Annotated in this window: 20 protein-coding genes; 13 read left to right on the top strand and 7 right to left on the bottom strand. The window is 72.1% G+C overall.

Going from position 1 to position 19,024, the window contains the following annotated elements; all coding sequences use genetic code 11:
* Positions 1 to 59: 59 nt before the first annotated feature.
* The 5 genes from AB1046_RS12365 (at position 60) to AB1046_RS12345 (ending at position 4,140) form a co-directional block, all read left to right on the top strand.
* Complete coding sequence (locus AB1046_RS12365) at positions 60 to 791, top strand: FMN-binding negative transcriptional regulator (RefSeq protein ID WP_369369609.1); 732 nt, start codon at positions 60 to 62, stop codon at positions 789 to 791.
* Positions 788 to 2,368 carry an amidohydrolase gene (locus tag AB1046_RS12360; RefSeq protein WP_369369608.1) on the top strand — a complete coding sequence of 527 codons (1,581 nt, stop codon included), beginning with the start codon at positions 788 to 790 and terminating at the stop codon, positions 2,366 to 2,368. The genes AB1046_RS12365 and AB1046_RS12360 overlap by 4 nt, the downstream gene beginning before the upstream one ends.
* Before the next feature lie 257 nt (positions 2,369 to 2,625).
* Complete coding sequence (locus AB1046_RS12355; RefSeq protein WP_369369607.1) at positions 2,626 to 3,063, top strand: helix-turn-helix domain-containing protein; 438 nt, start codon at positions 2,626 to 2,628, stop codon at positions 3,061 to 3,063.
* Positions 3,063 to 3,620: a PIN domain-containing protein gene (locus AB1046_RS12350; protein ID WP_369369606.1), complete on the top strand. Its 558-nt coding sequence runs from the start codon at positions 3,063 to 3,065 to the stop codon at positions 3,618 to 3,620. Before AB1046_RS12355 ends, AB1046_RS12350 begins: the two co-directional genes overlap by 1 nt.
* 16 nt (positions 3,621 to 3,636) lie before the next feature.
* The gene (locus AB1046_RS12345; RefSeq protein ID WP_369369605.1) at positions 3,637 to 4,140 is read left to right on the top strand and encodes an HIT family protein; all 504 of its coding nucleotides are present in this window, start codon (positions 3,637 to 3,639) and stop codon (positions 4,138 to 4,140) included.
* A gap of 24 nt (positions 4,141 to 4,164) precedes the next feature.
* Here the strand turns inward: AB1046_RS12345 and AB1046_RS12340 are convergent, their stop codons facing one another.
* The 5 genes from AB1046_RS12340 to AB1046_RS12320 all read right to left on the bottom strand — a co-directional run bounded on the left by AB1046_RS12340 (position 4,165) and on the right by AB1046_RS12320 (position 7,536).
* The gene (locus AB1046_RS12340) at positions 4,165 to 4,509 is read right to left on the bottom strand and encodes a DUF202 domain-containing protein (protein ID WP_369369604.1); all 345 of its coding nucleotides are present in this window, start codon (positions 4,507 to 4,509) and stop codon (positions 4,165 to 4,167) included.
* 13 nt (positions 4,510 to 4,522) lie between these two features.
* Entirely contained in the window at positions 4,523 to 4,882 is a 360-nt protein-coding gene (locus tag AB1046_RS12335; protein WP_369369603.1) for a YidH family protein, read from the bottom strand.
* A 92-nt stretch (positions 4,883 to 4,974) separates the two neighbouring features.
* A complete protein-coding gene (locus AB1046_RS12330; RefSeq protein WP_369375681.1) occupies positions 4,975 to 6,783 on the bottom strand; it encodes a gamma-glutamyltransferase family protein in 1,809 nt (602 codons plus the stop codon).
* 118 nt (positions 6,784 to 6,901) lie between these two features.
* Positions 6,902 to 7,099, bottom strand: a complete 198-nt coding sequence (locus AB1046_RS12325) for a helix-turn-helix transcriptional regulator (RefSeq protein WP_369369602.1) — start codon at positions 7,097 to 7,099, stop codon at positions 6,902 to 6,904.
* Positions 7,096 to 7,536, bottom strand: coding sequence for a hypothetical protein (locus tag AB1046_RS12320; protein WP_369369601.1), 441 nt, complete (start codon positions 7,534 to 7,536; stop codon positions 7,096 to 7,098). Before AB1046_RS12320 ends, AB1046_RS12325 begins: the two co-directional genes overlap by 4 nt.
* Before the next feature lie 71 nt (positions 7,537 to 7,607).
* Here AB1046_RS12320 and AB1046_RS12315 point away from each other — a divergent pair, with 71 nt between their 5' ends.
* Positions 7,608 to 8,936 (top strand): Nramp family divalent metal transporter, encoded by a 1,329-nt coding sequence (locus AB1046_RS12315; protein WP_369369600.1) that lies wholly within the window; start codon positions 7,608 to 7,610, stop codon positions 8,934 to 8,936.
* A gap of 97 nt (positions 8,937 to 9,033) precedes the next feature.
* Here the strand turns inward: AB1046_RS12315 and AB1046_RS12310 are convergent, their stop codons facing one another.
* Positions 9,034 to 10,218, bottom strand: coding sequence for a glycosyltransferase (locus tag AB1046_RS12310; protein ID WP_369369599.1), 1,185 nt, complete (start codon positions 10,216 to 10,218; stop codon positions 9,034 to 9,036).
* Positions 10,219 to 10,436: 218 nt separating this feature from the next.
* Between AB1046_RS12310 and AB1046_RS12305 the strand changes: the two genes are divergently transcribed.
* Both AB1046_RS12305 and AB1046_RS12300 read left to right on the top strand, forming a co-directional pair.
* Positions 10,437 to 11,450, top strand: a complete 1,014-nt coding sequence (locus tag AB1046_RS12305) for an alpha/beta fold hydrolase (RefSeq protein WP_369369598.1) — start codon at positions 10,437 to 10,439, stop codon at positions 11,448 to 11,450.
* Positions 11,451 to 11,533: 83 nt separating this feature from the next.
* A complete protein-coding gene (locus AB1046_RS12300; RefSeq protein WP_369369597.1) occupies positions 11,534 to 12,742 on the top strand; it encodes an acyltransferase family protein in 1,209 nt (402 codons plus the stop codon).
* A gap of 34 nt (positions 12,743 to 12,776) precedes the next feature.
* Here AB1046_RS12300 and AB1046_RS12295 read toward each other — a convergent pair whose 3' ends face one another.
* Positions 12,777 to 13,604, bottom strand: coding sequence for an RDD family protein (locus tag AB1046_RS12295; protein WP_369369596.1), 828 nt, complete (start codon positions 13,602 to 13,604; stop codon positions 12,777 to 12,779).
* 53 nt (positions 13,605 to 13,657) lie between these two features.
* Between AB1046_RS12295 and AB1046_RS12290 the strand changes: the two genes are divergently transcribed.
* From AB1046_RS12290 to AB1046_RS12270, 5 genes are all read left to right on the top strand, one after another.
* Entirely contained in the window at positions 13,658 to 14,647 is a 990-nt protein-coding gene (locus AB1046_RS12290) for a stage II sporulation protein M (protein WP_369369595.1), read from the top strand.
* A gap of 110 nt (positions 14,648 to 14,757) precedes the next feature.
* Positions 14,758 to 15,951, top strand: a complete 1,194-nt coding sequence (locus tag AB1046_RS12285; protein WP_369369594.1) for a hypothetical protein — start codon at positions 14,758 to 14,760, stop codon at positions 15,949 to 15,951.
* 1 nt (position 15,952) lies between these two features.
* Complete coding sequence (locus tag AB1046_RS12280) at positions 15,953 to 16,633, top strand: DUF4129 domain-containing protein (protein WP_369369593.1); 681 nt, start codon at positions 15,953 to 15,955, stop codon at positions 16,631 to 16,633.
* A complete protein-coding gene (locus AB1046_RS12275) occupies positions 16,630 to 17,910 on the top strand; it encodes a DUF4350 domain-containing protein (RefSeq protein ID WP_369369592.1) in 1,281 nt (426 codons plus the stop codon). The genes AB1046_RS12280 and AB1046_RS12275 overlap by 4 nt, the downstream gene beginning before the upstream one ends.
* A gap of 161 nt (positions 17,911 to 18,071) precedes the next feature.
* A complete protein-coding gene (locus AB1046_RS12270) occupies positions 18,072 to 19,013 on the top strand; it encodes an AAA family ATPase (protein ID WP_369375679.1) in 942 nt (313 codons plus the stop codon).
* Positions 19,014 to 19,024 lie beyond the last annotated feature (11 nt).

Genomic DNA, 19,024 nt, shown 5'->3' with positions numbered 1-19,024 from the left:
CAGATAACGGCCAGGTCTCGATGGCCCGGAACGGGCCCGCACGATGGTTCGATGGCACCGTGATCCACACCAGCGACTACCAGATCGAGGACGAGGCCCGCGTGCGGGACCTGGTCCGCACGCACGGCTGGGCCACCCTCGTCTCGGTGGCCGACGACGGCGCCCCCGTCGCCTCCCACCTGCCAGTCCTGCTGGAGGAGACGCCGCCGGGTGAGCCGATGAGCCTGCTCAGCCACGTCGGCCGGCCGGACGAGGTGCTGCACGGGCTCGACAGCGGCCGCGAGTCGCTGCTGATCGTGCAGGGCCCGCACGGCTACGTGTCGCCCGGCTGGTACGACCTGACGCCCGCGGTCCCGACCTGGAACTACGTCGCCGTGCACCTGCACTGCACGGTCGAGCTGCTGGGCCCGGAGGAGTCGTACAGCATCCTTTCCGACACCGTCGACCGGTACGAGTCGGCGCTGCCAGACCCGGTCCGGCTGCCCCGCGTCGAGGAGTATGCCCGGCGTATCGCCAAGGGCGCCGCCGGCTTCCGCCTGCGCGTCACCCGCTGGCAGGGCAAGGCCAAGCTGAGCCAGGACAAGCCGCGCGCCGTCGCCGAACGGGTAGTGGTGGCGCTCGGGTCGGACCCGCACTACGCACAGCCGGCGCTCGCCGCCGAGATGCGCGCCGAGCTCGACCGCCGGGACGACGGCGCGTACGGCGCGGTCACCGCGGACGCTGCGGACGCTGCGGACGCTGCGGACGCTGCGGACGGCCCCACCGTCGGGCGGACCGGGGGCGCGGCATGAGCCCCGCGGCCGCACCGCTGCTGCTCACGAACGCCCGCCTCGCCGGGCACACCGAGCCGGTCGACCTGCTGCTGCGGGACGGCCGGGTGCGCGCGGTCGCGCCGTCGGGCACCCTCGCTGTCGGCGTCGGAGACGTCGCCGGAAACGTCACCGGAAACGTCGCCGGAACCGGGGACGCCGAGCCAGACGCTGGAGCGAGCGCAGGGCCGGTGGAGCGCGTCGACCTCGACGGCCGCACCGTCCTGCCCGGCCTCTGGGACAAGCACGTACACCTCACCCAGTGGGCGCTCGTGCGGCGTCGGCTCGACCTGTCCGGCGCCGGATCTGCCGCCCAGGCAGTCCGGCTCGTGCGCGACCGCCTCGCCGAAGGCCCGCTCGAGCCGGGGACGGCCCTGGTGGGCTACGGCTTCCGGGACGGCCTGTGGCCAGACGTCCCGACCGCCACTTTGCTCGACGACGTCGCGGGCGACACCCCGGTGGTCCTCGTCTCCGGCGACCTGCACTGTGCCTGGCTGAACACCGCGGGCCTGCGGTTCGTGGGCGTCGGCGCGCATCCGACGGGCGTGCTGCGGGAGAGCGAGTGGCTGCCGCTGGCCGCCGCCGTCGACCGCGTGCCGGACCACCTCGCCGACACCTGGGTGGCCGACGCCGCCGCGGCCGCCGCGGCGCGGGGCGTGGTCGGCGTCGTCGACCTGGAGATCACCGACAACCTCTCGGTCTGGCGCCGCCGCTTCGGCGCCGGGTTCGACGCGCTGCGGGTGCGCGCCGGCGTGTGGACCCCCTGGCTGGACGACGTCCTGGCCGCGAGCCTGCGCAGCGGCGATGTGCTGCCCGGCAGCGGTGGTCTGCTGGAGCAGGGGCCGTTCAAGGTGGTCACCGACGGCTCGCTCAACACCCGCACCGCCTACTGCCACGCCCCGTACCCCGGTCTGACCGGGGCCGACGCGCACGGCATCCTCTCGGTCCCGCCGGACGAGCTGGTCCCGCTGATGAAGCGCGCCCACGACGGCGGCCTGCAGTGCGCGATCCACGCGATCGGCGACCACGCCAACGCCCTGGCGCTGGACGCGTTCGCCGCAACGGGCGCTCGCGGCTCGGTCGAGCACGCGCAGCTCCTCGACGACACCGACCTCGCCCGGTTCGCCGCGCTCGGCGTGGTCGCGTCGGTCCAGCCCGAGCACGCCATGGACGACCGCGACATCGCCGACCGGCACTGGGCCGGCCGCACCGGCCGCGCCTTCCCGTACGGGTCCCTGGCCGACGCCGGTGCGGTGCTCGCCCTGGGCTCGGACGCCCCGGTTGCGCCACTCGACCCCTGGTTCGCGATCGCCGCGGCGGTCAGCCGCTCACGCGACGGCCGCGCAGCCTGGCACCCCGAGCAGCGGATCGGGCTCCGGACGGCGCTGGAGGCCTCGACGGACGCCCGCGGCCTGTTCCCGACGGCGGGTGCGCCGGCCGACCTGGCAGTCCTGGACGCCGACCCGCTCACCATCGGCGCCGAGGATGCTGGTGCTCTGCGCGAGATGCCGGTCGCGGGCACGCTGCTGGCGGGCCGCTGGACCCACCGCGCGTTCTGAGGCCTCGACGACGTCCTTGACCGGCCACCCCTACACACTGCACGCGACACGCCGATGACCGGGTGCATTGTGCTGGGGTCGTCTTGATGGGATCCGCGGTCAAGCGGTGAGTGAGGAACAGATCCAGGCGTCCTGCGCGCCGTTGAGGAGCCCGTCTATCGGGCGACTGCTGGAGCTCGTTGTCCTGGCCTTCACGGGAACGAACGTCTATGATTCGATTGTTGCGTTTGCTTCGATTGTTTCGATGGAGGTCCGCTATGAGTGAGGCAACGCCTGTCATCCCCGGACCGGCTGATGCTGAGCTGGCTCGGTCTGCGCTGCGCGCACTGGACGCTGCAGCAGTCGCGGAGGGTCCAGTTCATCTCCAGTTTGACGAGGGCGCCGACATCGTCGTGCCGCGCTCGGCCATCAGTGCGCTCGCGCAGGTGCTTGCCGCGTTTGCGCACGGTGAAGGCGTGACCGTGCTGCCAGCGCAGGCAGAACTGACCACGCAGCAGGCTGCTGATGCCTTGAATGTGTCGCGTCCGTTCCTGATTGGGCTGCTGGAGCAGGGCAAGATTGCTTACCGCACGGTGGGCACGCACCGCAGAGTCAAGGCATCGTCGTTGGTCGAGTACATGCGCGCCGATGACGCGGAGCGCCTCGCTGCGGTCGACGAACTCTCGGCGGAGACCTATGACCTCGGTCTGACCTGATGGCGGTCGTAGCGCTGTGCGACGCCAACGTGCTTTACCCGTCGACGTTGCGTGACGTGTTGATCCGCGTCGGCCGGGCCCAGCTGGTGCGCCCGAAGTGGAGCGAGCAGATCCTGGACGAGACATTCCGGAACCTCCAGGCCAATCGCCCCGACCTTAGTGCAGACCGGCTGCAGAGAACTCGGGTACTGATGAACGGCGCTCTGCGGGACGTGCTAGTCACTGGGCATGAGGAACTGATCAACACACTCGACCTGCCGGATGTCGACGATCGGCATGTGATGGCTGCAGCGATCACCGGTGGGGCGAGGGTAATCGTGACCAAGAACCTCCGGGACTTCCCCGCATCTGCCCTTGTCCCGTACGGGCTGATCGCTGAACATCCGGACGATTTTCTGGTGGGCCTCCTCCAGGACCACGCATCCGTCCTCGCCGCGATCGTTGACGCGATCGCTCGCGCCTGGAAGAACGGCGACACGGAGATTGTGCTGAAGAGCCTTGCGGTTGAGGCTCCGAGAACCGCGGACCTCATTCGCGGTGGGCCGTCGGACTTCTGAGGCGCGCTGCAACGTGATGCGCGAGCTGCCTCCTGACCGCCTTTTTGTCAGCCATGAGCCCAGCGACTACCAGTGCCCCTTCTGCCAGCTGCAGCAGGGTGTGTTCGACGAACGGAACCGGCCCACCGACGTCGTCGGCGTGAGCGACCTCGCCCACGCCCGGATCTCGCCGAAGTGGTGGCCGGCAAATCCCGGCGCGGTTCTGGTGATCCCTCGCGGGCACTACGAGAACCTGTACGACCTACCGGACGACGTCGGGCACGCGGTCTGGGATCTGACCCGTCGAGTCGCCGTGGCGATGAAACAGGCCTACGGGTGCGACGGCGTCTCGACGCGGCAGCACAACGAGCCCGACGGCGACCAGGACGTCTGGCACCTGCATGTGCACGTCTTTCCGCGGTACCGGGGCGACCAGCTCTACCTGCGCCACCTGGACGCGGCCGACGTGCCTGCCTCGGACCGAGCACCCTATGCCGACCGGCTCCGGGCTTCCCTGGAACTCCCGACAGATTTCGCCTGAGCGGGAGAGCGTCGCGGTCCAGGGTCAGGGGTTTAGGGCGCTGAGGACCAGGTAGGTTCCGCAGGCGGCGCCCAGGACCAGCGCGGCGGCGGTGGCCAGGGCTATCGGGGCCGCTCCGTGGTCCAGCGAGCCGGTGCGGCGCAGTGCGCGGTTGGCCCGGCGGTAGCCGATCGCGGCGGCGACGTAGGCCGCGACCGAGAGCCCGGCGCCGACGACCCCCGCGAAGACGGCGAGGACACCGGCGGTCTCCACGGTGAAGCGCATCGCCACGATGCTGGCCACGCCGAAGGCGAGGCACGTGCGGCGCCACGCGAGAAGGGTGCGCTCGGTCTGGAGCCCGGGATCGAAGACGCCCTGCTCCTCGCTCACACGAAGCCCTCGCTCACACGAACACCCCGATGGTGACGAGCGCGACGGCGACCACAAGACCCACCACGAGCAGCCCGCCGACGGCTAGCCCGGGCAGCGGCCGGCCCAGCCGCAGCGCCGTCTCGGTGGCGGACCAGCCCCACCACGCCTGGACCGCGGCGAGCGTGCCCAGGACCAGGAAGACCCCGGCCGCCGCCACGCGCCAACCGGTCGCCGCGGGCAGCGCGAGCGCTTCGAGCGCAAACGCACCCGCGTACATCCCGAGGGCCGTGCGCAGCCAGGCCAGGAAGGTGCGCTCGTTGGCGAGGCTGAACCGGGGGTCGGGCTCCTCGCCGTCGCGGTAGACGCGCTGCGGAAATCTCTTGGCGGTCATGACGATGCTCGACCCTTGTGCACCGCTTCGGCCTTGCCGCTCGTCGTCACACCGGTACCGTAACGGCGCCCGCTGACACCCGCCGCAGGGCGTCAGCGCCCCGCGGCATAACCCTGCGCTCCCCGCGGGTTGGCGGCGGCGCCGAGGAGGCCGGTGGCCGGGTCGCGGGTGACCGCGGACAGTCGCCCCAGCGCCCAGTCTCCGGCCCGCGTCACGACGTGCCCGCGACGCTCCAGGCCCGCGATGATGTCGTCACCGAGCCGGTCCTCCACCACGGCTCCGCCGGGCGTCCAGGTGCGGGGCCAGAACGAGCCGGGGAACGACGTCGTGTGCAGGGCCGGCGCGTCGATCGCCTGCTGCGGCGTGTACCCGCCCACCAGCACCCGCAGCAGGAACAGCAGCTGCCACTGGTCCTGCTGGTCACCGCCGGGGGAGCCGAGCGCGATCACGGGCTCGCCGTCGCGCAGCACGAGGGTGGGGGTGAGCGTGGTCCGCGGCCGCCTCCCCGGGGTCAGGGCCGACGGCGACGCCTCGTCCAACCACGTCATCTGCAGGCGCGTGCCCAGACAGAAGCCGAGGCCGGGCACCGTCGGCGAGGACTGCAGCCAGCCGCCCGACGGCGTGGCCGAGACTATGTTGCCCCACCGGTCCACGACGTCGATGTGGCACGTGTCGCCGCGCGTGGCGCCGGTGCGCTCGGGGGAGTCGGGCTCGGTGGTGGGTGCCGGCACCGTCGGCTCGCCGACTCCGGCCGCGGCCCCGCCCCCGGGCGCGCCCGGCAGCGACCCGGCCGGGGCGCTGGTGGCGTACTCGGTGCGCAGCACCGGCGCGGGCGGCGTCGGGCGGCCGGGCACGTCGCCGGGGCGCAGCTCGCGGCTCGCGGCGTCGGTGATCAGCGCCCGGCGCCCGGCCGCGTAGTCCTCGCTGAGCAGGTAGCTCAGCGGCACGTCGTCCGCGGCGGGATCGCCGTACCAGACGTCGCGGTCCGCCATCGCCAGCTTCTGCGCCTCAAGGACCGTGTGGGCGCCGAGCTCCGTGGACGGGTCGAGGGCGTCGTCGTCGAACCCCTCCAGGATCTTGAGGGCGGCCAACAGTGCCGGACCTTGGCCCCACGCGCCGGTCTTGGCGATCGTGTACCCGCGGAACGTCGCGGTCGTCGCGTCCTCGTAGGACGCCTCGAAGCCCTCGATGTCGGCGGCGGTCAGGACGCCGGCGTGATCGCCGCCGTCCGAGTGCCGGTGGGGCGTGGCGAAGAACTCCTCGACGGCCGCGCCTACCCGCTCGCGCCAGGCGCCGCGGGCGGCGTCGATCGCCTCCTCGCGGCTCGTCGCCGCTGAGCCCGCCGCGACTACTGCGTCCAGCAGGTCTGCGTACTCGGGGTTCGTGACCACCGTGCCAGGGGCCGGTACCTCGCCGTCGGGCAGCCAGCGCGCCGCAGAGCTGGGCCAGTGGTCCCGGAACAGGTCCGCCACCGCACCCAGGGTGCCGCTCACCCGCTCCAGCAGCGGATGGCCGTCGCGGGCGTACCCGATCGCGTAGGCCAGGACGTCCGCCAGGGACCAGGTGCCGTGGTCGCGCAGGAGCAGCAGCCACGCGTCGACGCTGCCCGGTACCGCCGCCGCCAGCGCCCCCGAGCCCGGGACCAGGTCGAGGCCTGCGGAGCGGTAGTGCTCGATCGTGGCGCCCGCGGGCGCGGGCCCCTGTCCCGCCAGGACACGCGGGGCCGACGGCGCCTCGGCGGTCACGAAGACGCCGGTCATGTCGCCGCCCGGCCCGTTCAGGTGCGGCTCCACGACGTGCAGCACGAACGCGCCGGCCACCACGGCGTCGAAGGCGTTGCCGCCCCGTTCGAGCACGGACTGGGCACTCGCGGTGGCGATCCAGTGGGTGGAGCCCACCATCCCGAACGTGCCCGTCAGGTCGGGGCGGGTGATCGGGGCGGTGGGCGGGGTGAAGGGCTCGGTGCGCACTGGAATCCAATCCGGGTCTGAAAGGGACGACTGTATGCAATCACGGCGGTCACTCGGGGTCCGGGGTGAAGATCTCCTCGATCGTCGCGCCGAACGTCCGGGCGATGAGGAAGGCCAGCGGCAGGGACGGGTCGAACCGCCCTCGCTCGATCGAGATGACTGTCTGGCGGGAGACGCCGAGGGCGTTCGCCAGGTCGGCCTGGGTCCACGCGCGTTCGAGCCGTCGGGCTGCCAGGTCGTTCTTCATCGCAGCGCGCGGTGCCGGATCACGGCGTAGCGCGCACCGGCGTCGACCACGCTGAGCCCGACGAGGGCCAGCAGGACCGGCAGAGCCGGCACGTCGAACCCGCCGAGCATGAGCACTACCGCCCCCACGATCGTCGCGACCAGCACGTCGAGGAACGCCCCGGCGCCCGCCTGCTTGAGCCAGAGCGACTCCACGCTCTGAGTGCCGTGCGCATCGCGGGTGACGGTGTGCTCCGAGACGAAGATCCGCGCGCCGAGAGAGACCGCCGGGTAGGCCGTGCACAGTGCGCCGATCCCGGCGGCGAGCCAGAAGTCGCCGGGGTTCGTCGCGCCCACCAGGAGCGCGACGGCGATGGTCGCGACCGCGCCGAACGAGCCGGCCAGCACGTAGTGGGTGACGGGCGCCCGCTGCTTCGATGTCAAGTTTGCTTTACTCATGGCTCTAGTAAAGCACGCTTGACATGGGCGCGCTCCTTCCGGGCGGGTGAAACCCTGGGTACAGTCGCGCCATGGAAAAGGACAATGAGGTCACTTCGCAACCTGTGGCCGGGAGTCCGGCATCCGTCGACGACGACGGCGCCGGGCTGGACGGGTCCATCGAGAAGCCCCGCTGGCGGATCATCGGCCCAGGCCTCGTCGTCGCGGCCACCGGCATCGGTGCCGGTGACCTCGTCGCCACGATGGTCGCGGGCAGCAACTACGGCTACGCCCTGCTGTGGGCGGTGATCCTCGGCGTCGTCGTGAAGATCGCCCTGGTGGAGGGTGCGGGCCGCTGGACGCTCGCCACCGGCCGCACCATCTTCGACGGCTGGAAGGGGCTCGGCCTGTGGGCCGTCGTCTACTTCGGCATCTACGTCGTGGTGTGGGGCTTCAGCTACGGCGCCGCCGCGATGTCCGGTGTCGGCCTCTCGCTGAACGCCCTGTTCCCGGCCGTCGACATCCGGTACTGGGCGATGATCTCCGGCGTCGCGGGCCTGGTGCTGGTCTGGTTCGGCAAGTACAAGCCGTTCGAGAACGTCATGGCCGTCCTCATCGGCGTCATGTTCGTCACCGTGGTGGGCTCGGCGGCGCTGACGACGCCGAACCTCGGCGAGATCGCGGCCGGCCTTGTGCCGATCATCCCCGAGGGCGCGGTGCTGAACACGCTGGGCCTCGCGGGCGGCGTCGGCGGCACCATCACCCTGGCCGCCTACGGCTACTGGCTCACCGAGAAGGGCTGGGTGACACCCCGCTGGATGCGCGTCATGCGCATCGACAACGCGTGGGCGTACTTCATGTCGGGCGTGTTCGTGGTCTCGATGCTGATCGTGGGCGCGGAGCTCCTGTTCTCGGCAGGCATGGCGGTGGCCGACGGCGAGGAGGGCCTCGTCGACCTCGCGGACGTGCTCGCCCAGCGGTACGGGTCCTTCATGGCGCCGCTGTTCCTGGTCGGGTTCTTCGCCGCGACGTTCTCGTCGATCCTCGGCGTCTGGCACGGCGTGTCGCTCATGTTCGCCGACTTCGTCGCGACCATGCGCAACCTGCCGAGCGACGACCGGCGCCGTGGTGCCGGCGGCACCTACTACCGGATCTACATCCTGTGGCTGACGTTCCCGCCGATGGCGCTGCTGTTCCTCGACCGGCCGATCCTGCTCGTCGTGGTCTACGGCGCGCTGGGCTCGTTGTTCATGCCGTTCCTCGCGCTGACGCTGCTGATCCTGATGAACTCGAAGGCCGTGCCGCAGCGGTGGCGCAACCGCTGGTGGGTCAACGTGATCCTGGTCCTGGTGGCAGCGATGTTCCTGGTTCTCGGCGGGAACGAGCTGGTGAAGGCGGTGGCGCCGCTCTTCGGCGGCTGACCCCCTTTACGGGTCGGACCCTTCACACGTCGGACCCTTCACACGTCGGACCCGCAGGCCAGCGAAGGTGGCCTGCGGGTCCGACACGTCTGACGGATCAGGCGGCTGCCGGGGTCTCGCGCAGGGCGCGGACCTTCTCGTAGATGCCCTCGAACGCGTCGAGGGTCCCGTCCACGGCGTGCGCCGCCACCAGCTCCCGGCTGGCCGCGCCCATGCGGCGGCGCAGCCCGGCGTCGGCCAGGAGGTCGCCGAGCCGGTTCGCCAGCTCGCGCACGTCGCCAGGGGTGTAGAGCCAGCCGTTGACGCCCGGCCGCACCAGGTGCGGCAGCGCCATCGCGTCGGCGGCGACCACGGGCAGGCCGGAGGACATCGCCTCGAGCGTGACCAGGCTCTGCAGCTCCGCCACTCCCGGCATGCAGAACACGTCGGCCTCGGAGTAGGCGGTGCGCAGCTCGTCGTCGGGCACGTACCCGCGGAGCCGGACCCGGTGGGCGACGCCGGAGGAGGCGGCGAGCGCCGTCCATTCCTCGGCCTTCGCGCCGGTGCCGATGATCTCGAGCCGGCCCGGCAGGTCCGCGGGCAGCAGGGCGAAGGCCCGGATGATCTCGTCGACCCGCTTTTCCTGGTCTAGCCGGCCCACGAACAGGACGGTCGGCTCGGCGCTGTCCTCCCTGGTCCGGGTCGGGTACAGGTCGGTGTCGATGCCGTTGGACACCGGGATCGCGTGGCTCAGGCCGGCGTGCTGCGCCAGCAGGTCGACGGCGCGCGGGGTGGGCGCCGTGACGACGTCGGCCTTCGCGTAGACCCGGCCGATGTCCTGCCAGAGCCAGCGCCCGACCGTGCGGTGCATCGCGCCGGGCACCAGCAGGTAGCCGACCAGGTTCTCCGGCATCAGGTGGTTGGTGGCCACCAGGGGCAGGCCGGCCTTGTGTGCCGCGTCCACGACCGCGCGGCCGAGGATGAAGCTGCCGTTGGTGTGCACGACGTCGGGCCGGATCTCCTCGAGGATCTGCGTGACCCCGCGGCGCGTCTCCCACGGCAGGCACACCTGCAGGTTCGCGTGCGACGGGTACCGCCGGGAGCGCAGGCCGTGCAGCACGACCCCGTCGCGCTCCTCGCGCACCGGCCGGCCGGTGGGCGACGGTGCGACGACGTGCACGTCGTACCCCCGCCGCGCCAGGCCGGTGGCCAGGCTTCCGGCGAACCGGGCGGCTCCGTTGACGGCGGGCGGATAGGTCTCGGCGCCGATCAGAATCGTGCGGGGAGTACCAGGCAGGTTCACTGTGCTGTACCTCTCGATGGTTCGGGAAGTCTCGAAGGGATCGTTCGGATGGAAGTTCTCAGCGTCCGCGGACATCATCGCGGAATTGCATGGGACAAAGGTGGCCTAAGAATGGCCTTCACCGCCACCAGGTTTCCCCCCGGGATCACATGGGGGTTTACCCCCATCTTTTGGTGATCCCTCCCGCTGCAGCCGTTCGAATGCTTAAGGTCTGCGAGATGAATACCGACACGAGCCAGCGCGCCCACGCGGCGCTGCCGCAGCAGCCGCCGCACGGCGCGACGTACGAACCGTACGCGGCGCTGGTCGCAGGCACACCCGTACGCGACGCGGACGTGGAGGTCGGGGGCGCCCGAGCACACGTCCGTGTGTACGGCGCGGTTGACGCACCGCGGCGTCTGGTGTTCCTGCACGGGCTGCGCGGGGACCACCACGGCCTGGAGCCGATCGTCGCCCATCTCGTCAGGCGACGCCCTGACCTGCAGGTATGGGTGCCGGACTTGCCCGGGTTCGGCGCTTCGGCGCCGCTCGACGACGGTGTGCACGACGTCGCCGGCTACGCCGCGTGGACCGCCGAGCTGCTCGCCGAGGTCGCACCCGAGGGTGACGCCGTGCTGGCCGGGCACTCCTTCGGGTCGATAGTGGCGGCCGCTACCGTGGCCGCGCCGCTCCCCGGTGCGACGGCGCCTGCCGCCCCTCCCGTGCGTGCGCTCGTGCTGGTCAACCCCATCGCGACGGCGGCGCTCGCCGGGCCCAGACGGGCGCTGAGCGCGGTGACGGTAGGGGTGCACCGGCTCGCCGCGGCGCTGCCCGAACGCCTCGGCACGGGGCTGCTTCGTCACCCGTTGTTCACCCGAATCGCGAGTGTGGCAATGGTCACGTCGGACGACCGGGAGCTGCGGCGCTGGATCCATGCGGAGCACGACCGCTACTTCTCCGGCTTCGCCGACCGGCGCACGCTGCTGGAGGCCTTTTACGCCTCCGTAGGCACCGACGTCGGGGCCTACGCGGGGCGCATCAGCGCGCCAACGCTGCTGATCGCGTCCGAGAACGACGACGTCGCGCCGCTCCCGTCCCAGCGGGTCCTGCAGGCGGCGCTCGCCGACGCGCGGCTCGTCGTCGTCCCGCAGATCGGGCACCTCGCGCACTACGAGGCGCCGGACGACGTGGCCCGGGAGACCGCCGAATTTCTCGCGGCTCTGGAGGCCGCGAGCGTGCCGGATGAACAGTGATTGAAGATCAGGTGAAAGGTCGCGTCTGGCCCTGGTAGGGCGATTTTTGACCGTTACCGATCTGTGATCTAAGGTCGGCGGCAATGACCCGTCGTGACAGCTCGCCAGCCTCCGTGCCCGAATCGAGCCCTGCGACCACGGGCAGTGCGCCCGGGAAATCCGGCCGGCTCGTGGCCATGGACGGCCTGCGCTTCGCCGCCGCGGCAGCGGTGCTGCTCTACCACTTCACCGCGACGTCGACCGCTACCGGCTACTGGGGCACCGACCCAGCGGAGGCGTTCCCGCTGCTCAACGAGGTCACGCGGTACGGCTGGCTCGGTGTTGAGCTGTTCTTCGTGATCTCGGGGTTCGTGATCGTGCTCAGCGCCGACGGCCGCGGAGTCGCGGGCTTCGTCGCCTCCCGCGTGGGCCGGCTCTTCCCGGCGTACTGGGCGTGCATCGTGCTGACGGCGGGCCTGCAGCAGGTGTGGTCGGGCGGGCGGCAGACCACCCTGACGGAGACCCTCGTGAACCTCACGATGGTGCAGGACCTGTTCGAGGTCACCGGAGTCCAGGTCGTGTTCTGGACCCTGCTCGTGGAGCTCAAGTTCTACCTGCTGGTGCTCGTGGTGCTGGCGCTCGGCCCGCTGACCCGTAACCGCGTGCTGGCGTTCGCCACGCTCTGGCCGCTCGTCGGCTGGGCCGCGCAGGAGTTCGGCGCCCACTGGCTCGCCGACCTGCTCGTGCCGAACTATGCCCCGTACTTCGCCGTGGGCATGCTGCTGTTCCTGGTCTACCGCGACGGGTTCGACCTGGTCACGGGCGTGCTGCTCGTCGGGGGGCTGGTCCTGTGCGTGCTGCGGGTCCTGGAGGCCGCCGGCCGCGCCTCCGACCTGCAGGGCGTCCCCGTGAACCCGGTGGTCACCGTGCTGATCCTGCTGGCGAGCGTCGCCGCCGTCTGGGCCACGACGCTGCGGGGCAGATCCGCGCCGCCGCGCCGCCTGGCGGCCGTGCTCGGCCTGGTCGGCGGCCTGACCTACCCCGTGTACCTGGTGCACACGCAGTTCGGGTACGCGGTGATCGACCTGCTGGCCCACGAGACCACGCGTATGGTCGCGCTCTTCGCGGCGGGCGTGCTGAGCCTGGGCCTGGCCCTGGCGATCCACTACGGCGTCGAGCGGCCGACGTCGGCCCCGCTGCGCAGGGCGGTGCAGGCCGGGCTGCTGCGCTGCTCGGACATGCTGCGCTCGCGTGGCCTGCTGCCCACCTGGGACTCGAAGGAGTTCGACCCTCAGGTCACCCGGGGGGCCTGACGTACCGCAGTGCTCAACGGCGGCTCAGCGCGGCTCAGCGCGGCGGGTCCGCCACCGCGAACGGCAGGCGGTGCAGCAGCTCCGCCTGCTCCTCGGCCCGCTTGCGCTCCCGCTGGCCGGCGGCGAGCTCCCGCTCGCGGCGCTCGGCGAGGACCGCGTGCAGGAACGCCTCGGGGTGGGTGCCGGCCGGCGGCCCGGGGGCGACGTAGCGCTCGATGCTGCCGGCGAGGTCGTCGGCGAGCCGCGCCCGGGACTCCGGGGCGAGGCGGGCGGCGCGGCCAAGCATCTGGCGGGCGGCGAGCGCCAGCCCGTCCGGCAGGCGGCGCATGTCGGCGGTGTGCGCCCACGCGGCCAGCGACTGCGGCATCACTATCGGGGCCGACGGCTGCCTGCCGCCCCGCACCCGCACGGCGTACGTGCCGGCGGCCAGGTCGCCGAGGCGCTTGCCCTTGGCGTTGGCCAGCGAGGCGATCGCCGCGACGCCGCCGAGCGTCAGCCAGATCTCGAACACCCCGATGAGGGCGCGCACCAGTGCGTGCCGGAACCGGACGGGGCCGCCGTCGTCGCGCACCACCCGGATGCCGGAGGCGAGCTTGCCGATGGACCGGCCGCGCGACAGCGTCTCCACGGTGACGGGCACACCCACGACGATCACGGCGCTGGCCACTGCCAAGACGATCGTCGCGACGTCCCCGCTCAGCGTGGCGACCTCGAAGAACCAGACCCCGGCCACGATCAGGATGATCGTGATGACGACGCCGACCACTATGAAGTCGAGCATCGCGCCCATGGCGCGCGTGATGAACGATGCCGGGCGGGCGTCGAGCACCACGCCCTCGCCGATGACTATGCCGTCCTGCACGGTTCCTCCTTCTGCCGTGTGGGGCCGTGACTCCTGTGCGGCAGACTACCGTCGTGGATATCGACGCCTTCACCGCCGTGCACGCCGCAGAGTGGGACCGTCTCAAGGAGCTCTCGTCCCGGCGTCGCCTGGACGGCGCCGAGTCCGACGAGCTGGTGCGGCTGTACCAGTCGGTAGCCACCCACCTGTCGACGGTGCGGTCGGCGGCACCCGACCCGGCGCTGGTCACGCGCTTGTCGGACGTGCTCAACCGGGCGCGCACCCGCATCGCCGGATCGCACGAGCCCGCGTGGCACGAGGTGGTGCGGTTCGCCGTGGTGTCGCTGCCCGCGGCGTTCTACCGGATCCGGTGGTGGTCGCACGCCGTGACGGCGGCCTGCGTGCTCGTCGCGGTCGTCGCGGGCGTCTACATAGCTACTGACACGGACGCGCTGAACGCACTGATGACGCCGTCAGAGCAGGACGAGTACGTGAACAACGCGTTCGCCTCCTACTACGACCCCGGCATCGAGTTCGCCGGCGTGGTGTGGACCAACAACGCGCGGATCGCCGCGCTGGCCGTGGCCGGCGGGATCACGGGCTTCTTCACCCTGAACGTGCTCTGGCAGAACGCGGTCGGCGTCGGTTCCACCGGCGGCATGATGGCCGCCCACGACGAGCTCGACCTGTTCCTCACGCTCATCGCGCCGCACGGCCTGCTGGAGCTGACCTGCATCTTCGTCGCGGGCGCCGCGGGCCTGCGCCTCTTCTGGACCCTCATCGACCCGGGGCACCGCAAGCGGTCGGTGGCCATGGCCGCCGAGGGGCGCGCACTGATCACCACGGTCATCGGGCTCACCGTGGCGCTCGGCGTCTCGGGCCTCGTGGAGGGATTCGTCACCGGCTCCCAGATGTACTGGTGGCTCAAGATCGTGATCGGCGCAATTGTGCTGGCCGGGTTCTGGGCCTACGTGTACGTGCTGGGCGGCCGGGCCGTCCGGGCCGGGTCCACCGGCGACCTCGCGGAGCACGAGGCCGGCGCGACCGTGGTCACGGCTGGGTGACGGTTACGCGGAGACCCCCGCCGCGCGCCTGATACCGCAGCCTGGTGTCAGTACCGCGTACTAGGGTTGCGGCGCAGGCACGACTTGAGACGAGACCCGGAGCACGCCCCATGACCACGCCCGAGAGCGCACCCGACCAGCCGGCGCCCCCGCAGCCCGCAGGCTCCCAGCCCGCCGGTTGGGGCGAGCCGCCGCGGTACGGGCAGTACGCGCCCGGGTACGACGCGGCCGCGCAGGCGGCCCCGGAGCAGCCCCAGTACGGCACCGCGCCGGGCACACCGGCCACGGGTCAGTACGGCCAGAGCCAGTACGGGCAGTACACCCCCGGCGGCCCCGTCCCGGGCTACCGGCCGCTGGCCGACAAGCCCGGCATCGTCCCCCTGCGCCCGCTCAGCCTGGGCGAGCTGTACGACGGCGCGTTCGGCGCCGTCCGGCACAACCCGGGCGTCACGCTGGGCCTGACGGCGATCGTCGTGGTCGTGGCCGTCGCGATCGGCACCCTGATCAGCATCCCGCTCATCACCTGGTTCACGGACCTGTTCGGCAGCCTGTTCGCCGAGATCGGGGCCGACCCCGCTCTCGACGACATGGGCTTCACGCAGGACATGCTGGGCGTGACCTACGGCTCGGCAATCGGCACCGGCATCCTGCTCACGCTCGCGTCGCCGCTCGCCATGGGCGTCATGGCGATCTCCGTCAGCGACTCGGTCATCGGCCGCAAGATCACGGTCGCCGAGGCCTGGGCGCGCGTGGTCAAGCGTGCCTGGTTCCTCATCGGCTTCTCGCTCCTGAGCATGCTCGCGGGCCTCGTGGCCTACGCGGTCGCAATCGGTATCGCCGTCGGGCTGTTCGCCATCGACCCGGTGCTCGGTGCCATCGGCGCGTTCCTCCTGCTGGCCGCGATCCTGGTGGGTGGCGTGTGGGTGTTCACCCGCGTCGCGCTCATCCCGCCGGCGCTCGCGGTCGAGGGTGGTGGCTTCTGGGCCACGTGCCAGCGCGCCTGGAAGCTGACGCGCGGCACGTTCTGGCGGGTGCTCGGCATCTACCTGCTGACCTCGGTCATCCTGGGTTTCATAGCCCAGATCGTCGCGTTTCCCATCAGCCTCGTCCTGGGCCTGTTCGCGGTGCTGGGGAGCGGCGTGGGCCTCGCCATCAGCTACGGGGTCACCTACGTCATCACCGGCGCCATGAGCGTCCTGTTCCTCGGCGGCGTCATGGCCCTGCTCTACATCGACACCCGGATGCGACGCGAGGGACTGGACGTGCAGCTGCAGGCCGCGGCCGCAGCGGCGGCGGACAAGTGACATGAGGGCTGGTCTGCCCGTTGTCCCGGACCGGGACACCGCACGCGAGTGGCTCGCGAGCGAGCTGCAGCGCCCCGAGTACGCGGAGCGCGAGTCGCTGCTCTCCCGCGCGATCGGGTGGTTCCTGGAGCGGCTGAGCGAGATCGAGTGGGCCGGCGCGTCGATGTCGGGCCAGGCACTCGGGATCACCATCGCGGTGATCGCCGTGGTGGTCCTGGTGATCGCCTGGCTGGTGGCCGGGCCGGTACGCCTTGGGCGCAACCGCACGCGGTCCGCCGAGGTGCTGGGCACCGACGACGCCCGCACGGCAGCGCAGATGCGCTCCGCGGCTGACGCCGCGGCGGCCTCGGGCGACTGGCGCACGGCGGCCGTCGAGCGGTTCCGTGCGGTCGTCCGCTCCCTGGAGGAACGTGTGATCATCGAGCCGCGCCCGGGACGCACGGCCCAGGAGGCCGCCGCCGACGCGGGTGTGCGACTGCCCGCCCAGGCTGCCGGCCTGCGTTCCGGCGCCGACCTGTTCGACGGCGTCGAGTACGGCGACCGGGTCGCCACGGCGGCCGACGACGCGGCACTGCGCGCGCTCGACGCCGAGCTGACCGCGGCCCGGCCCCAGGCTCTGTCTGGCGTTGGTGGGCCGGGCGTCGACGAACCGGCCGACAGCCGGTCCGGGGTGTCCGGATGACGGCCCCGGCCCTGCCCCAGCCGCCTGCCCCGACGCCGCCCGCGGTGGCCACCCGGCCCACGGGCGCCGTCAACGAGCCGCCCGTTGTCATCGGCGACGACACCACCGGCATGTCGCGTGCCGCGAGCAGATGGCGCCGGTCGCGCTGGCCGCTGCTCGTCATCGTGGTGCTTGCCCTCTTCGTCCTGTTCCTCGCGGTGGTGCGGCCGGCGACGTCGGCCGCCCCGTACGCACCGGACAACCCGGAGCCGGGCGGCGGCATGGCCGTGGCCGAGGTGCTCAGGGACCAGGGCGTGCAGATCACCCACGTCACCACCGTGGCCGACGCGGTGGCGGCAGCCGGCCCGGGCAGCACGCTCCTGGTCACGCCCAACCCGTCGTTCTTCGCCGACGACCAGATCGCGTCGCTGAGCGGCACCGGAGCCGACATCGTTCTGCTCCAGCCGGACTTCAGCACGGTCGCGGGCCTGAGCCGGAACACCCTCGACACCACGTACGGCGAGTCGTCCGGCCCGGTCGAGCCGCAGTGCGACGACCCGGCCGCGCAGGCGGCAGGCGCGATGAACCTGGCGCCCGGCCTGTACGACACGTCCACCAGCGCCTCCTTAGTCCACCCGGTCCTGTGCTGGCCCGACGGCCTGGGCGCGTTCGCCTACGCGCACCTGGACTTTCCGGACGGGTCGGTGACCGTGGTCAACGACCCGGCGGTGCTCCGTAACGGCACGGTCCTTCAGGAGGGCAACGCGGCGCTCGCCCTCTGGATGCTGGGGCAGCACGAGAACCTCGTCTGGTTCGTGCCGGACCCGATGGACGTCACCACCGGCGACGACGCACCCACGCCCGCCGAGCAAGGCCAGGTGAACGCGCAGATGCCGCCGGGCTCCGCGCCCGTCGCCCTCGTTGCCTTGCTTGCCGCGGTGCTGCTCGCCCTGTGGCGCGTGCGCCGCCTGGGCCCGCTGGTCGTCGAGGACCTACCGGTGCTTGTCCGGTCGGCCGAGGCCACCAGGGGACGGGCCCGCCTGTACCGGGCCGCCCGCGCGCGCGGGCACGCCGCCGCCGGACTGCGCGCGTCGTCGGCCGACCGGATCGCCTCCCGCCTCGGCCTGGCCCGATCCTCCGGTGCGAACACCGTGGTCGATGCCGTCGTGGCCGCTACCAACCGCCCGTCGCAGCAGGTGGCAGACCTGCTCTACGGCCCACCCCCCGCTGACGACGCCGCGCTCGCCGAGCTCGCGCGCCGACTCGACATCCTGGAGAGCGAGGTCCACCGACCGTGACCGAACCAGCCTTCCCCAACCAGCCCACGCCCGGGCAGCGAGGCGCACAATCGGCCGAGCAGCCCGTGGCCCCCTCGGACGAGGTCCAGCCGAACGGGGCTCCCCAGCCGCCGGTCCCGGCCGAGCCGCGGACCCCGGAGCCGCCGGCCCCGTCGCACGAGCTGCGGTCCGCGCTGGCAGCGGTCCGTACGGAGGTGGGCAAGGCCGTCGTCGGGCAGGACGCGGCTGTGACCAGCCTGCTCATCGCCCTGCTGTGCCAGGGGCACGTGCTCCTGGAGGGCGTGCCCGGTGTTGCCAAGACCCTCCTGGTCCGCACCCTGTCGGCGGCCCTGAAGCTCGACACCAAGCGCATCCAGTTCACGCCCGACCTCATGCCGGGCGATGTCACGGGCTCGCTCGTCTACGACGCACGCACCGCGGAGTTCTCGTTCCGCGAGGGCCCGGTGTTCACCAACCTGGTGCTGGCGGACGAGATCAACCGCACGCCCCCCAAGACCCAGGCGTCCCTGCTGGAGGCGATGGAGGAGCGCCAGGTCTCGGTGGACGGCACACCGCGCCCGCTGCCGGACCCGTTCATGGTGATCGCCACCCAGAACCCCGTCGAGTACGAGGGCACCTACTCGCTGCCCGAGGCACAGCTCGACCGGTTCCTGCTCAAGCTGGTGCTGCCGCTGCCCGAGCGCGAGCAGGAGGTGGAGGTCCTGGCCCGGCACGCCGCCGGCTTCGACCCGCGCAACCTCGCGGCGGCCGGTGTCACCCCCGTGGCCGACGCCGCGGTCCTGGAGCGGGCCCGCGCCGAGGTGGCCCGCGTCCAGGTGTCGCGCGAGGTGCTCGGGTACGCCGTCGACGTCTGCCGCGCCACCCGGTTCTCGCCGTCGCTCTCGCTCGGGGTCTCGCCCCGCGGCGCCACCGCGCTGCTGCGCACGGCGCGGGCGTGGGCGTGGCTGTCGGGACGGTCGTTCGTGACGCCCGACGACATCAAGGCGCTCGCCCACCCGACACTGCGCCACCGTGTGCAGCTGCGCGCGGAGGCCGAGCTCGAGGGCGTCACCGCCGAGGGCGTGCTGGACACGGTGCTGGCCTCCGTGCCCGTGCCGCGCTGAGGGGCGCCCGC

Source organism: Promicromonospora sp. Populi, from assembly GCF_041081105.1.
Lineage (GTDB): Bacteria > Actinomycetota > Actinomycetes > Actinomycetales > Cellulomonadaceae > Promicromonospora.
This window is presented reverse-complemented; position numbering and strand designations above follow the sequence as displayed.

Excerpts from the sequence above, each read along its gene's own strand:
- AB1046_RS12360 (WP_369369608.1), top strand. The coding sequence starts at position 788 with ATGAGCCCCGCGGCCGCACCGCTGCTGCTCACGAACGCCCGCCTCGCC.
- AB1046_RS12355 (WP_369369607.1), top strand. The coding sequence starts at position 2,626 with ATGAGTGAGGCAACGCCTGTCATCCCCGGACCGGCTGATGCTGAGCTG.
- AB1046_RS12350 (WP_369369606.1), top strand. The coding sequence starts at position 3,063 with ATGGCGGTCGTAGCGCTGTGCGACGCCAACGTGCTTTACCCGTCGACG.
- AB1046_RS12345 (WP_369369605.1), top strand. The coding sequence starts at position 3,637 with ATGCGCGAGCTGCCTCCTGACCGCCTTTTTGTCAGCCATGAGCCCAGC.
- AB1046_RS12335 (WP_369369603.1), bottom strand. The coding sequence starts at position 4,882 with ATGACCGCCAAGAGATTTCCGCAGCGCGTCTACCGCGACGGCGAGGAG.
- AB1046_RS12330 (WP_369375681.1), bottom strand. The coding sequence starts at position 6,783 with ATGGTGGGCTCCACCCACTGGATCGCCACCGCGAGTGCCCAGTCCGTG.
- AB1046_RS12325 (WP_369369602.1), bottom strand. The coding sequence starts at position 7,099 with ATGAAGAACGACCTGGCAGCCCGACGGCTCGAACGCGCGTGGACCCAG.
- AB1046_RS12320 (WP_369369601.1), bottom strand. The coding sequence starts at position 7,536 with ATGAGTAAAGCAAACTTGACATCGAAGCAGCGGGCGCCCGTCACCCAC.
- AB1046_RS12315 (WP_369369600.1), top strand. The coding sequence starts at position 7,608 with ATGGAAAAGGACAATGAGGTCACTTCGCAACCTGTGGCCGGGAGTCCG.
- AB1046_RS12305 (WP_369369598.1), top strand. The coding sequence starts at position 10,437 with ATGAATACCGACACGAGCCAGCGCGCCCACGCGGCGCTGCCGCAGCAG.
- AB1046_RS12300 (WP_369369597.1), top strand. The coding sequence starts at position 11,534 with ATGACCCGTCGTGACAGCTCGCCAGCCTCCGTGCCCGAATCGAGCCCT.
- AB1046_RS12285 (WP_369369594.1), top strand. The coding sequence starts at position 14,758 with ATGACCACGCCCGAGAGCGCACCCGACCAGCCGGCGCCCCCGCAGCCC.
- AB1046_RS12280 (WP_369369593.1), top strand. The coding sequence starts at position 15,953 with ATGAGGGCTGGTCTGCCCGTTGTCCCGGACCGGGACACCGCACGCGAG.
- AB1046_RS12275 (WP_369369592.1), top strand. The coding sequence starts at position 16,630 with ATGACGGCCCCGGCCCTGCCCCAGCCGCCTGCCCCGACGCCGCCCGCG.